13 protein-coding genes and 1 tRNA gene are annotated in these 12,933 nt (G+C 67.5%); 6 read left to right on the top strand and 8 right to left on the bottom strand.

Annotated elements, in window-relative coordinates; translation table 11 throughout:
- Nucleotides 1–29: 29 nt before the first annotated feature.
- The 4 genes from murF to GT042_RS08295 form a co-directional block, all read right to left on the bottom strand.
- Entirely contained in the window at nucleotides 30–1,454 is a 1,425-nt protein-coding gene (murF, locus tag GT042_RS08310) for a UDP-N-acetylmuramoyl-tripeptide--D-alanyl-D-alanine ligase (protein ID WP_161308056.1), read from the bottom strand.
- A complete protein-coding gene (locus tag GT042_RS08305; RefSeq protein WP_161308055.1) occupies nucleotides 1,451–2,095 on the bottom strand; it encodes a C39 family peptidase in 645 nt (214 codons plus the stop codon). The genes murF and GT042_RS08305 overlap by 4 nt, the downstream gene beginning before the upstream one ends.
- 14 nt (nucleotides 2,096–2,109) lie before the next feature.
- Nucleotides 2,110–3,093 carry a D-alanine--D-alanine ligase gene (locus GT042_RS08300; protein WP_345943714.1) on the bottom strand — a complete coding sequence of 328 codons (984 nt, stop codon included), beginning with the start codon at nucleotides 3,091–3,093 and terminating at the stop codon, nucleotides 2,110–2,112.
- A 230-nt stretch (nucleotides 3,094–3,323) separates the two neighbouring features.
- Complete coding sequence (locus GT042_RS08295) at nucleotides 3,324–3,746, bottom strand: ATP-binding protein (protein ID WP_161308054.1); 423 nt, start codon at nucleotides 3,744–3,746, stop codon at nucleotides 3,324–3,326.
- A gap of 277 nt (nucleotides 3,747–4,023) precedes the next feature.
- Here GT042_RS08295 and GT042_RS08290 point away from each other — a divergent pair, with 277 nt between their 5' ends.
- A complete protein-coding gene (locus tag GT042_RS08290; protein ID WP_161308053.1) occupies nucleotides 4,024–5,415 on the top strand; it encodes a Tat pathway signal protein in 1,392 nt (463 codons plus the stop codon).
- A gap of 39 nt (nucleotides 5,416–5,454) precedes the next feature.
- Complete coding sequence (locus GT042_RS08285) at nucleotides 5,455–5,931, top strand: SAM-dependent methyltransferase (protein ID WP_161308052.1); 477 nt, start codon at nucleotides 5,455–5,457, stop codon at nucleotides 5,929–5,931.
- Nucleotides 5,932–5,983: 52 nt separating this feature from the next.
- Here the strand turns inward: GT042_RS08285 and GT042_RS08280 are convergent, their stop codons facing one another.
- Nucleotides 5,984–6,583, bottom strand: coding sequence for a hypothetical protein (locus GT042_RS08280; RefSeq protein WP_161308051.1), 600 nt, complete (start codon nucleotides 6,581–6,583; stop codon nucleotides 5,984–5,986).
- Between the two features lie 137 nt (nucleotides 6,584–6,720).
- Nucleotides 6,721–6,794, bottom strand: a tRNA-Gly gene (locus GT042_RS08275).
- A gap of 171 nt (nucleotides 6,795–6,965) precedes the next feature.
- Here GT042_RS08275 and GT042_RS38845 point away from each other — a divergent pair.
- The 4 genes from GT042_RS38845 to GT042_RS08255 all read left to right on the top strand — a co-directional run bounded on the left by GT042_RS38845 (nucleotide 6,966) and on the right by GT042_RS08255 (nucleotide 9,163).
- On the top strand, nucleotides 6,966–7,166 hold the full coding sequence (locus GT042_RS38845; protein ID WP_161308050.1) for a hypothetical protein: 201 nt from the start codon (nucleotides 6,966–6,968) through the stop codon (nucleotides 7,164–7,166).
- Nucleotides 7,167–7,254: 88 nt separating this feature from the next.
- Nucleotides 7,255–7,830 (top strand): dCTP deaminase, encoded by a 576-nt coding sequence (dcd, locus tag GT042_RS08265; RefSeq protein ID WP_161308049.1) that lies wholly within the window; start codon nucleotides 7,255–7,257, stop codon nucleotides 7,828–7,830.
- A 25-nt stretch (nucleotides 7,831–7,855) separates the two neighbouring features.
- Entirely contained in the window at nucleotides 7,856–8,317 is a 462-nt protein-coding gene (locus tag GT042_RS08260) for a phosphoribosyltransferase (protein ID WP_202532515.1), read from the top strand.
- A 63-nt stretch (nucleotides 8,318–8,380) separates the two neighbouring features.
- On the top strand, nucleotides 8,381–9,163 hold the full coding sequence (locus tag GT042_RS08255) for a calcium-binding protein (protein WP_161308048.1): 783 nt from the start codon (nucleotides 8,381–8,383) through the stop codon (nucleotides 9,161–9,163).
- A 39-nt stretch (nucleotides 9,164–9,202) separates the two neighbouring features.
- Here GT042_RS08255 and GT042_RS08250 read toward each other — a convergent pair whose 3' ends face one another.
- Nucleotides 9,203–10,183 carry a Yip1 family protein gene (locus GT042_RS08250; protein ID WP_161308047.1) on the bottom strand — a complete coding sequence of 327 codons (981 nt, stop codon included), beginning with the start codon at nucleotides 10,181–10,183 and terminating at the stop codon, nucleotides 9,203–9,205.
- A 138-nt stretch (nucleotides 10,184–10,321) separates the two neighbouring features.
- Nucleotides 10,322–12,703 carry a (Fe-S)-binding protein gene (locus GT042_RS08245; protein ID WP_161308046.1) on the bottom strand — a complete coding sequence of 794 codons (2,382 nt, stop codon included), beginning with the start codon at nucleotides 12,701–12,703 and terminating at the stop codon, nucleotides 10,322–10,324.
- Nucleotides 12,704–12,933 lie beyond the last annotated feature (230 nt).

Raw genomic sequence — 12,933 nt, 5'->3', positions numbered from 1 at the left:
CTTGTTCCGTGTGGCGCACCGACGGGGGGTCAGGTGCCCTCCTGCACGACCGTCCCCTCCAAGTCGCTTCTCGTTTCGTCTGTCTGCAGGCTGGCCAGCTCTCGGGCTGTTTGTTCCAAGCCCAGTGCATTGGCGCCCTTGATCAGTACGACGTCGCCGGGCTTCAGCAGGGTGTTGATGTGTTGGGGCAGGGCGGGGTTGCGGTCGGTTTTGGTGGCCTTTCCACCGCCCTCGACGATCGCGGCGGTCAGCCGGGTGGCGTGTTCGCCCCCGATGCCGATGGTCAGGGCGATGTCGGAAGCCAGGACTTCTGTGGCGATTTTTTCGTGCCATGCCTCCGTCTCGGGGCCGAGTTCGGCCATTTCGCCAAGGACCGCGATCTTTCGGCGTTCCGTTCCGGCGATGTCCGAGAGGGCGATGAGTGCGGCAATGACGGATTCGGGTGAGGCGTTGAAGGCGTCGTTGATGATGGTGACGCCGTCGGGGCGTTCGAGGATTTCCATGCGGCCTCCCGACGAGAGTCCGGCGTCCTGGAGGCTGGCGACGATGCGGGGGAACGGGACTCCGGCGGCGATGGCGGTGGCGGCTGCGGCGAGGGCGTTGATCGTGTTGTGCCGGCCGTGGACGCGAAGGGTGACGCGGGCCTCGCTGGTGCCGTGGCGGAGGGTGAAGGCGGGGCGGCCTTGTTCCACGGTGATGTCGAGGGCCTGGACGTCGCAGTCGGCCGTGGTGCCGAAGGTGATGACTCGGGCCTGCGTCTGCTGGGCCATGGCGGCTACGAGCGGGTCATCCCCGTTGAGGACGGCGACGCCGTGCTGGGGGAGGGCGCGGACGATCTCGGCTTTGGCGTCGGCGATCGCCTGCGTGCTGCCGAACTCCCCGATGTGGGCCGAGCCGACGCCGAGCACGGTGGCGATGCTCGGGCGGACCAGGTCGCACAGCTTCTCGATGTGTCCCTTGCCGCGGGCGCCCATCTCCAGGACGAGGTAGCGGCTGTCGGGCATCACCCTGCTCACGGTGACGGGGAAGCCGATCTCGTTGTTGAACGACCTCTCGTTGGCGATCGTGGGTCCGTCCAGTGTGAGGACGCTTTCGAGGATGTCCTTCGTACTGGTTTTGCCCGCTGATCCGGTCAGTGCGATGACTGTGCCGGTGTAGTGGGTGGCGATGGCCCGCGCGATCCGGCCCATCGCGTCCAGGACGTCGGCAACGACCAGGGTCGGCGCAGGGGTCGGGCGGGTGGCGAGCACGGCCACGCCGCCGTCTCGTACTGCCTGTTTAGCGAAGTCGTGTCCGTCGAGAGTGCGACCGGTCAGGCAGGCGAAGAGGCCGCCGGGCGCGATGTGGCGGGAGTCGAAAGACAGCGGGCCGGTGACCAGCACGTTGGCATGTGCGACGTGGTGGAGGGTGCCGGCGGTCGCCTCGGTGATCTTGGCGAGAGTCAGGGGGATCACTGGAGGGTGGCTCCTTGCGCGTGGGGGCCCAGGACAACTCCACGGCCGGCGAAGAACCGGTCGAGGTCCGTCCAGGGGACGTGGTGGAACTCCTGGGACAGTCCGGGGAGTCCGGAGGGGTTGTGCAGGAAGACCCCGTCGGGGTTGGTGCCCACGGCGAGGACCAGGTGGCCGCCGCGCTGGGGCGGTGCCGGATCGAGGGTTCGGATGGACTTGTGGACCGAGAGCAGGACCACGTGCCCCCGGGCGATCTGCTTGGCGATTTCGGTCGCCGCCAACTCGGGCCGTACCTCCGCGTACAGGTCCCAGCGGCACGTGACCCAGCGGGCGAAGGGAGCGTAGATCAGTCCCTTGACCTGCTCCTCGGTCTGTACGTACGCGCCCGCTTCCAGTGCTTCGCGCAGCAGAGGGACCGAGGGCGGGACCTCGTGTCCCCAGTGGTCCAGGGCCATGCGCAGGCAGGCCATCCCGCACATGCGCGGGGCCCAGAAGGCGTACTCCTCAGGGGAGTCGGCCCCTGACTTGGGCCACAGCGGGTCGTCGGCCGCCGCTCTGATGCCGGTGATGAACTCGGGCACCAGAGCGGCGGATTCCCACTGCGAGTAGTACGGGACACGATGGATCAACCGGGAGCCAGTCATGGCCCCACAGTCTGCTACGGCACGTACGCGGGCTTCGTGAACGCGGTGTCCAACACGCGCAGGATCAGTTCCTCGTACGGGATGCCGGCCGCGGCTGCCATCGTGGCGAGGTTGCCGCTGGGCGAGAGGCCCGGCACCGTGTTGATCTCCAGCATCGGGGTTCGCCCGTCAGGCGACAGAAGGAAGTCGACGCGGGAGACACCGTGCGCGCCGATTCGCCGGTGCGCACGCAGCGCGAGTTGCCTCAGACGCGTTGACATCAGATCGGGGATCAGGGCCGGGCACTGCTCTCGCCGGAGCGCCAGGTCGTGCTTGGCCTCGTAGTCGTAGAACGGACGGTCTGTCTCGACCGAGTGGACCGGCAGGGTGTGCAGTTCCCCTTCCGTCTCCAGGACGCCGACCGAGCAGGGCGTACCGGGGACGTACTCCTCGATCAAGTACCCGTCGTACGGGCGTTCCCGGGCCTGGCTCAGCAGGTCGCGCAGCTCGGTGCTGTCGCGAGCGATGCCGGCCGCGAGGCTGCCGCCCCCGGAAACCGGCTTGAGGAAGAGGGGATAGCCCAGCGACATCGACGCCGTGGAGATGGCGGTGTCGATGGACCACGAGGGTGAGATGTCCACCCAGCTCGGGGTGTCGACCAGGTTGGACTGCATCAGTTCCTTGAACCGGACCTTGTGCATACCGGTCGCCGATGCCAGGACCCCCGATCCGGTGTAGGGGATGCCCAGCAGATCCAGAGCCCCCTGCACCTTGCCGTCCTCGCCGCCCAGTCCGTGCGCGGCCAGCAGCGCCACATCGATCCGACCGGACAGCGCGGCCAGATCCAGGCCAGTGAGATCGATCAACTCGGCACGTACCCCTTGTACGGACAGGGCCTTGCTGGCCGCCTCGCCGGAGACGATCGAGCCCGCGCGCTCAGGTGAGTCACCGCCGTAGAGCACGCCGACGCGCAGGGCGGAGTAGTCAGGTCGTACGGGGTGGTCAGATAATACGGACACGTATGCTCCCTCGGGATTGGAGTTCGCTCCAGTCGGGGCGTCCCGGCGAGGCGCCGTATCCCGCGTACGCGGTCGAAGGCTGCGCGGGAGCTGCCGCGCCGGGACGCTGAATCACCGCTCGGTCAGGCGAGACGGCGGTCTGTTGGTTGTTCTGGTGGGTGGGCAGCAGGGCTCGCTACCTCCGCCAGTGATCTCGCGCAGCGCAACGCACTCATAGGCGAACCGGGACCTCATGACCCTGCCCTTCGGGTGGGGAGCGGCAACGTCGCCCAGATGGTCGTGCCGCCCCGATCGTTCGCTCGCCACCCGTAGTCCTTGGCCAGAGCCCGCACGATCAGCAGTCCACGGCCGTCTTCATCCTCGTTGTCGGCATGCCGCTCGGCTGGTTGCCCGGCGGTGCCGTCCGAGACCTCGAGCAGTACGAGGTTGTCCTGTGCGGCCAGTAGCACTCCCACGCCGAGCCCCGATCCGTGTCGCACGGCGTTCCCGACGAGTTCGCTGCCGATCAGCTCCATGTCCTCGACGAGTTCCGTGACGCCCCAGTCCGTCAGGACACCCCGCAGTGTGCGGCGCACTCCGGCGACCAGAGCGGCGTCTCCGGCGATGTGTACGCACATCGGTCGCAGGCGGGGGCTGGGAGACGTGGAGGTCATGGCGTCAGGCCAACTCCTTTTTCGAGCGCGGTTGATGGACACATAGAGCGAACCGCGATCAGGCCGTGCTGGGTATGCGGTCAAGGTGTTCGAGGTGGTCAAAGTGGTCAAAGATCGTTTGCCGTTGAGGCCCGGAACGCGGGTGGTTTCCGGCTGTTCGTGTGAAGAGCGTCTGCATCGGGGGCTACGTTGATTTGCACTGCGGGGCAGAGGGCCGGCCGCAGGGCAGCTCGATCAAAGTGGTCAAAGATCGTCCCGGCAGTGGGGGTGGTGGATCGTGGCGCGCGAACGCAACGAGCGGCTTGCCGCACTTCTCGCGGAAGCTGGCTGGTCGCGGGCGCAGACGGCGAGTGCGTTCAACCGGATCGCGGTGGAGAACAAGCTGCTGGAGTACACGAGCATCGGCCGGTCCCACATCAGCATGTGGGTGGGTGGGACGTGGCCGTCGGGCGCGGCACCCTTAATCTTGAGTCAGGCGCTGTCCCGCCGTCTGAAGCGTGCGGTCACACCGGAAGAACTCGGGTTCTCCGCCACCGACAAGACGGCGTCGGGGGCGCTGGAGTGGCGCGTCGATCCGCTGAGCGCGCTGACCGATCTGGGGAGAACGGACTTGGACGCGGACCGGAGACACCTTGTGACCGGGACGGTGTACTCGGTGGCTTCCCTTACGCTGCCCGGCGAGGGCTGGTGGAAGGCCATGGCTGATGAAGTGCCGTCGCCTTCGACTGCCGGCCGCCGGCAGCATGTTGTACGGGGTGACGTGACCACGGTCCAGGAACTGACCGTCGCCTTCTCCCGGATGGACCAGCAGCGCGGCGGTGGTCACGGCCGCAGGGCCCTGGCCCAGTACTTGCAATCCGATGTCGCGAGCTTCCTGCGAGGGACCTTCCCGGACGAGCGGGTACGGCGCGACATGTTCTCGGCGGCGGCCGAACTCGCCTACCTGTCAGGCTGGATGGCCTTCGACAACGCCGAACACTCGACTGCACAGGGGTACTTCGTGTTGGCCGTGAAGCTTGCCGCGCGTGCCGACAACCCGCCTCTGACCGGTCACATTCTGCGTGCGATGGCGCACCAGGCCATCGACCTCGGATTCCACGAACAGGCCCTCGACCTGTCCACCGCCTCGATGGCAGGACAGCGTTACGCAGCGGCCACGCCCAGGGAACGGGCACTGCTCGGTGTCGTACACGCTCGCGGTCTCGCCGCCAATGGACGCAAGCAGGCGGCGGCGAAAGCTCTGTTGAAAGCCGAGGACGATCTTGCCTCGGCCAGCGAGGAGATCAGAGAACCTCACCGCACCTTCTTCTTCGCAGAGGCGTCTCTGGCCCACGAAACGGCCTGCACACTCAGGGACTGCGGAGATCGGCAGGGGGCGATTCGGCATTTCCGTCGTAGCGTCCGCGCGCGTGGAACGGCGTTTCGCCGTACGCACGCCGTGACGCTCGGATACCTCGGCGCCACGCAGATCGCGAACGGCAGCGTGGAGGAAGCGTGCGCCACCTGGGGCAGTGTCCTGGACGCGATGGAGGAGGGCATCTACTCCGGCCGCGCTCGGCAGGCGGTCGTCGACATGCGCCATCTCGTCTCTCCGTACCGGCGCCGGGGGATTCCGGCGGTCGCCCAACTGGACGCGCGGGCCGCCGCCTATCTCGCCCGAGTAGATTGACGCCGTCGTCGCCGAGGCTTGAAGGGGAGTGCGGATCGTATGTCGGAGTCGCTGGAGATCAAGCCCATCGCGACCGTGGTCGGCGGACGCACCGAGCCTACCGACGACCACTGGACCGGGACGGCCATCATCCGCCTGAACCCGGACTTCCCCGGCGAGGTCGTCCAGGGACTGGAGGAGTTCTCCCACCTGGTGGTCGTCTGGCACTTCCATAAGGCGTCCCCCGACGACGTGGCGCTCCACGCCCGCAGTCCCCGCAACAACCCTGCGTGGCCGGCCACCGGGACCTTCGTTCACCGCAACCACCGCCGGCCCAACCAGCTGGCCCAGTCCTTCCCCCGGCTCCTCAAGGTCGACGGCCTGGACCTGCACGTTACGGACCTGGACGCGATCGACGGCAGCCCCGTCTTCGACCTCGCACCGTACTTCCGTGAGATGGGCCCACGGGGCGAGGTGCGTGAGCCTGGGTGGCCGGGGGAGATGCTTGCGGACTACTGGGGCGAGCTGCGGGACTGACAACACCCGTCCTCTGGGGGGCCGTTCATGGTTGCGGGGTGGCTGGGGTGGGTCAGGTTGTTCCGGTTGTCTCGACCGCGTGTGCGGGCGGGCGGGGGTCTGCGGTCCGGATGTGGCTTCCCAGGTCTGGGAAGTGGGCTGGTTGGCCTGCGGCTGCGCGTACGGATGCCAGGCTGAGGCTGTTCGTGTTAAGGCGTTCCAGCTTTGGGCGGGGGAGTACGTAGAACTCCCACTGGGCGGTGTCCAGTGGGTCGTAGTCGGCGTGTTCACGTGCGGTTTGGACGGCGAATACGTAGACGTGTGCGTTGTAGGACTTCTCGTTGGAGTATCCGGTCGTGGGGCTCCAGGTGCGGGCGCGCAGTCCGGTGAAGCGGATGTCGGAGTGGCGGTGTTGTTCCCATGCCTGGAGGTAGGCGCCGGCTTTCACTTCGACGCGGAGGCCGTCGTTCGTCTCCACGTCATGGCTGGCCCATTCCACCCGGCGCCGAGTGGAGCCGACCGCTTGGTGGACGAGGAATTCGGCGAACACGCCCCGGGTGTTGTTGACCTTGAGGTCCGGCATGGCGAAGCGCCAGAAGTCGACGACCGAGGTGTCGGAGAGTCCGGTGATCGGCTCGTCCCCGCGTAAGGGCGCCACTGGGAGTGGACTCATGGGTGTTTGGAAGGACAGCGTCATGGATGCAGTTTTCCAGGATCATCGGCCTCGACGCGGCCGACGCCGGAAGGGTTCGGCAACAAGTGGTCTAGACAATTAAAGAAGCCCCTGGCCTCTTGGCCTGGGGCTTTGTGTGGAGCGGGTGACGAGAATCGAACTCGCGCTCTGAGCTTGGGAAGCTCATGTTCTACCATTAAACTACACCCGCCGAGCGGGGCGTTTGTTGGCCTCGCATCGTCGGATACTCTACCCCATCGTGGGACCCGGGCGTGTTTTCGTCGTGGGTCCTGTTTGTGTTCGGGGGCGGAGTGCCGGGGTGGGGGTGTGGTTTTGATCCTCTAGTGTGGGGCTTTGTCCGCGTTTGTTGGGAAAGGACCTCATGGATCTGATCGAGCGCCCTGTTGTTCGCTGTGCCGAGGGGCATGTGTTCCGTACGTCGAGCTTTCCGATGCAGCAGCTCGATGCCGGGCGCATCGGGCCCGGGCGGCTCATTCGGTGTCCGCGGTGTGCTCGGTTGCGGCATGCCGTGCCGGTGGTGGGAGCGGTGGACGCGGACGCCGTAGCCGGGGGCGCTTTCTAGGGGTTTTGGGTTTTTCGGGGTATCGGGGCGCTCGGAGTGCGCGTTGGCCGATTGCGGGTGGCTCGTGCTCCTTGCGTATCCTCGGGGCGTGCTTCTCTCTGACAAGGACATCCGGGCCGAGCTCGACTCCGGACGCGTACGTGTCGAACCGTACGACGCATCGATGGTGCAGCCGTCGAGCATCGACGTGCGGCTCGACCGGTACTTCCGGGTGTTCGAGAACCATCGCTATCCCCACATCGACCCCGCCGTCGAGCAGAGCGATCTGACGCGCCAGGTGGAGCCGGACGGCGATGAGGCGTTCATCCTGCACCCCGGGGAGTTCGTGCTGGCCTCGTCGTACGAGGTCATCTCGCTGCCCGACGACATCGCCTCCCGGCTGGAGGGGAAGTCCAGCCTCGGGCGGCTTGGGCTCGTTACCCATTCCACCGCCGGATTCATCGATCCTGGATTTTCCGGGCATGTCACGCTTGAGCTGTCCAATCTCGCCACTCTCCCCATCAAGCTCTGGCCCGGCATGAAGATCGGGCAGCTGTGCCTGTTCCGGCTCAGCTCGCCGGCCGAGTTCCCGTACGGTTCCGAGCGGTACGGCTCCCGTTATCAGGGGCAGCGTGGGCCTACCGCCTCTCGGTCCTTCCTCAACTTTCATCGCACTCAGGTGTGAGCATGGTGGGAGTGTCCTCGTGAGTTTGCGTGCGTCGCTTTCCTATGAGGAATTCGGGCTCGCCGTGCGGCAGCTCGCCCAAGCCGTCGCCGACGACGGCTACCGGCCCGACGTCATCCTCGGCATCGCCCGCGGCGGTGTGTTCCTCGCCGGCGGGCTCGCCTATGCCCTCGACTGCAAGAACCTCTCGCTCGTCAACGTCGAGTTCTACACCGGCGTGGGTACGACCCTGCCGATGCCGGTCATGCTCGCGCCCGTCCCCGACCTCATCGACTTCACGGACAAGCGGGTCCTGATCGCCGACGACGTCGCCGACAGCGGCAGGACGCTCAAGCTCGTCCGGGATTTCTGTGCCGGCCGGGTGGCCGAGGTGCGCAGCGCCGTCGTCTACGAGAAGTCCCAGTCGCTCGTGAAGTGTGAGTACGTCTGGAAGCGTACCGACCACTGGATCGACTTTCCCTGGAGTGTTCTGCCACCCGTCCGATAGTCGTGGGTGGCCTCCGTCGTACGCTTCCCCGATCAGATCGAGAACTTCCTGGGGGGAAGGTTCATGCGCGTCAGTACCACCCGCCTCGCCCTGCTCGGCACCGGCCTCGCGCTCGTCGCCACGGCGGTCAGTGCCACCGCCGCCCAGGCGGAGGACGGCGGCAGCGGCAACATCACGATCGACAAGGTCGTCGTCAACGGCGGCAAGCCGGTCGTGGTCGGTACCACCCACGTGGTGTCCGCCAAGGTCTCCGTGACCGCGTCCGACGATTCCGGCATCGCCGAGACCACGTACATCAGCGCCTACGGCCCGAAGCCGAACTACGCGCAGATCTGGGACGACGAGATCTCGTGCGTCAAGGTGAGCGCCACGACGTCGACCTGCTCCGGCACGCTCACCTTCGACCCCCAGGCGTCGACCGGGTTCGTCGGGAACAGCGCGGCGGCCACCTGGAAGCTCGGCACGCTCGTATCCGCCCACGACGCCGACTACATCCACCGGGACGCGGCCACCACGTTCAAGATCCAGCGCTACTCGAAGCTGACGGTCAACGCCGCGCCCGAGCCCGTGAAGAAGGGCAGGACCGTCACGATCACCGGCAAGCTCTCCCGCGCCAACTGGGACGACAACAAGTACCACGGCTATACGAATCAGCCGGTCAAGCTCCAGTTCCGCAAGAAGAACAGCAGCGCGTACACCACGGTGAAGACGGTCAGGTCCAACTCCACGGGCGCCCTCAGGACGACCGTCGCCGCCTCCACCGACGGCTACTTCCGCTACAGCTTCGCGGGTACGGCGACCACCCCGGCGGTCAGCGCCGCCGGTGACTTCGTCGACGTCCGGTAAGGGTCCGGTGAGGCCTTGGGCCAGGACCTTGGGCAGCCTTTACAGCGTGCCCAGCTTCAGCAGTGACAGCAGCGCGATCAGCTGGATCGCCGACGCTCCCAGTGCCTTCGGCCACGGCAGGTCGTGGCTCTTGCTCACCATCGTCGTGAAGAGGAAGCCCGCCGCGATCCAGGTCACCCAGCCGAGGATCTGGACCAGGGAGTTCCCGCCGCCCAGGAAGACGCCGAAGATCAGGCGCGGGGCGTCCGTGATCGACATGATCAGCATCGACAGGCCCACGGTCGGCTGCCAGGCGCCGTCGCCGCCCAGCTGGCGGGCCATGGTGTGCGTCACCACGCCCAGGATCAGGCCGCCGATGACGAAGGTCACGCCGGTCACCAGGACGTACGGGACGGCCGTGGAGAGCGTCGCGTCGATCGTGTCCTCGCGGGCCGTGCCGAAGCCGAAGAGCGCCAGCAGGCCGTAGACGAACGTCACCGTCAGGGCCGGGCCCCACACCGGGTAGTCCCGCATCTGGAGGAAGGTCTGGGCCGGGCGCAGCACGATGCCGCTCAGCAGGTCCTTCCAGGGCAGCCGCGGGCCCGAGGGGGCCGCCGCGGCGCCGGCGTGGTACGTCGCGCCGTCGCCGTACGGGTCCTCGTTCACGCTGAACACCTGCGTGTGGCCCGGGTTGTTGGCGTACGGGTCGGCTCCCTGGCCGCCCCCCTGGCCCTGATGCTGCTGGCCGTACGGGTCGCCGAAGTACTCCGGTTCGCCGTGCGCGCCGCCGCCCTGGGCGGGGCCGCCGTGTCCACCGCCGTACTGCTGCCCGCCGCCGTACTGCTGTCCACCGCCCGTGGGCGGCCACTGCTGCTGCGGAGGGCGTGGCGGCTGCCCGTACGGAGGAGCGGGTTGGCCGCCGCCCCCGTAGCTCGGGGGCGGCGCCTGCCGTCCGTACGGCTGCTGTTGCTGCTGCTGCCGCTGCGGTTGTTGTCGCGAGGTGCGGTTGTCCCGGCCGCGTCCGATCCTGAATCCAGCCACGTCATCGAACGTACCCGCTCCTGGGCCGTACGACCGACGCGGTACGGGACCGGGCGGGGTTTGCTGCTGAGCTGTGACATCCCCTAGGGGCCACCCCCGTAAGGGCAGCCCCGGTAAGGGCCACCCCCGCCGGGTCCGCTACTGGACCGGGGCCTCGTCCTGGGTCGGTTCCGGCTTCGGCTTCGAGTTCGGGTTTGGCTTCGGGTTCGGGTTCGGGTTGGCCTCCGGCTGAGGTGACGGGGCCGGTTCAGGTGTGGGGTCCGGGGTGGGGTCAGGTGTGGCGTCCGGTGACGCCGCCGGCGCCGTCCCCGCCGGCACCCGTACCGAATCCAGCAGCAGCTGCGCCACATCCACCACCTGGATCGATTCCTTCGCCGCGCCCTCGTTCTTCTTCCCGTTCACCGAGTCCGTCAGCATCACCAGGCAGAACGGGCACGCCGTCGACACGATGTCCGGGTTCAGCGAAAGCGCCTCGTCCACCCGCTCGTTGTTGACGCGCTTGCCGATCCGCTCCTCCATCCACATCCGCGCCCCGCCCGCGCCGCAGCAGAAGCCCCGCTCCTTGTGACGGTGCATCTCCTCGCTGCGCAGGCCCGGCACGCTCGCGATGATCTCGCGCGGCGGGGTGTAGATCTTGTTGTGACGGCCGAGGTAGCAGGGGTCGTGGTACGTGATCAGACCCTCGACCGGCGTCACGGGCACCAACTTGCCCTCGTCCACCAGGTGTTGCAGCAGCTGCGTGTGGTGGATGACCTCGAACTCCCCGCCCAGCTGGGGGTATTCGTTCGCGATCGTGTTGAAGCAGTGCGGGCAGGTGGCCACGATCCGCTTCGCCGACCTCGGCTTGCGCGTCGTGGCGTCCTCGTCGTCCTCGCCGAACGCCATGTTCAGCAACGCCACGTTCTCCTGGCCCAGTTGCTGGAACAGCGGCTCGTTGCCCAGGCGCCGCGCCGAGTCACCCGTGCACTTCTCGTCGCCGCCCATGATCGCGAACTTCACACCCGCGATGTTCAGCAGCTCCGCGAAGGCCTTGGTGGTCTTCTTCGCCCGGTCCTCCAGCGCGCCCGCGCACCCCACCCAGTACAGGTAGTCGACCTCCGACAGGTCCTCGACGTCCTGGCCGACGACCGGTACCTCGAAGTCGACCTCCTTCGTCCACTCCAGCCGCTGCTTCTTCTGCAACCCCCACGGATTGCCCTTCTTCTCCAGGTTCTTGAGCATCGTCCCGGCCTCGCTCGGGAACGCGCTCTCGATCATCACCTGGTAGCGGCGCATGTCGAGGATGTGGTCGACGTGCTCGATGTCGACGGGGCACTGCTCGACACACGCGCCGCACGTCGTGCACGACCACAGCACGTCCGGGTCGATGACCCCGTTCTCCTCCAGCGTCCCGATCAGGGGCCGTTCGGCCTCGGCGAGCGCGGCGGCCGGCACCCCGGCCAACTGCTCCGCCGTCGCCTTCTCCTCGCCCTCCATCGTCTTGCCGCCGCCAGCGAGCAGGTACGGCGCCTTGGCGTGCGCGTGGTCGCGCAGCGACATGATCAGCAGCTTGGGGGAGAGGGGCTTGCCCGTGTTCCAGGCCGGGCACTGCGACTGGCAGCGACCGCACTCCGTGCACGTCGAGAAGTCGAGGAGGCCCTTCCAGGAGAAGTGCTCGATCTGGGAGACGCCGAAGACGTCGTCGTCGCCGGGCTCCTCGAAGTCGATCTCCTTGCCGCCGCTCGTCATCGGGAGCAGGGCGCCGAGCGCCGTGCCGCCGGCCGCGTCGCGCTTGAACCAGATGTTCGGGAAGGCCAGGAAGCGGTGCCAGGCGACGCCCATGTCGGTCTTGAGCGCGACCGTGATCATCCAGACGAAGGACGTCCCGATCTTGATCATCGCGATCAGGTAGACCAGGTTCTGGAGGGTGGTGAGACTCAGTCCCTTGAAGGCCGCGACCAGGGGGTACGAGATGACGTACGCGGCCTGATAGCCGTCCGCGTGGTGCAGCGCGCCCTCCAGGCCGCGCAGCAGCAGGATGGCCACCCCGATGACGAGGATCACGGCTTCCACGAAGTACGCCTGGCCGAAGTTCGAGCCCGCGAAGCGGGACTTGCGGCCCGCGCGGGTCGGCAGGGACAGCTGGCGGACGACGATCAGCGTCAGGATGCCCAGGGTCGTCAGCGCGCCGATCAGCTCGACGAACACCTCGTACGGAGTCCAGTCGCCGATCACCGGCAGCAGCCAGTCGGCCTGGAAGAGCTGTCCGAAGGCGTTGACGAGCGTCAGGACGAGCGAGAAGAACCCGACGGCCACGAACCAGTGCGCGACGCCGACGACACCCCACCGGTTCATCCGCGTGTGGCCGAGGAACTCCTTGGCGACCGTCAGGGTGCGCTGCTTCGGCGCGTCGGTCCGGGTGCCCGCGGGGACGTCCTGGCCGAGGCGCACGAAGCGGTAGATCTGCGCGATGGCTCGGGCGAACAGCGCCACGCCGACGACGCCGAGTACCAGCGACACGATGATCGCGGCGAGTTGCATGTGGGGGCTCCTCGGGCCTGCGAGGGTGGAAGGTCGGTACGGGTACTGATCCAGCACGCGCACTCGTACTAAGCAGTAACTTAATCGGTTCGTGCTGAGGTTACCCAGTTGTCTCGACGCAATGTAGTGGCGCGGGTGGTGATCTGTGTCGCCCGGGGGCGTGGACGGGGCTGTGGGCGGGGTCGCCGGCCGGGGTGCGGCGAGCGCCGTGGGTCGGGCCGGCGTCGCGG

It is taken from the genome of Streptomyces sp. SID3212 (genome assembly GCF_009865405.1).
GTDB lineage: Bacteria > Actinomycetota > Actinomycetes > Streptomycetales > Streptomycetaceae > Streptomyces.
The sequence above is the reverse complement of the archived record's forward strand: the minus strand, read 5'-3'. Positions and strand labels throughout refer to the sequence as shown.

Bases quoted from the DNA above. Each gene is read 5' to 3' on its own strand.
- GT042_RS08305 (WP_161308055.1), bottom strand. From the start codon at position 2,095: ATGACTGGCTCCCGGTTGATCCATCGTGTCCCGTACTACTCGCAGTGG.
- GT042_RS08295 (WP_161308054.1), bottom strand. From the start codon at position 3,746: ATGACCTCCACGTCTCCCAGCCCCCGCCTGCGACCGATGTGCGTACAC.
- GT042_RS08285 (WP_161308052.1), top strand. From the start codon at position 5,455: ATGTCGGAGTCGCTGGAGATCAAGCCCATCGCGACCGTGGTCGGCGGA.
- GT042_RS08280 (WP_161308051.1), bottom strand. From the start codon at position 6,583: ATGAGTCCACTCCCAGTGGCGCCCTTACGCGGGGACGAGCCGATCACC.
- GT042_RS38845 (WP_161308050.1), top strand. From the start codon at position 6,966: ATGGATCTGATCGAGCGCCCTGTTGTTCGCTGTGCCGAGGGGCATGTG.
- GT042_RS08255 (WP_161308048.1), top strand. From the start codon at position 8,381: ATGCGCGTCAGTACCACCCGCCTCGCCCTGCTCGGCACCGGCCTCGCG.
- GT042_RS08245 (WP_161308046.1), bottom strand. From the start codon at position 12,703: ATGCAACTCGCCGCGATCATCGTGTCGCTGGTACTCGGCGTCGTCGGC.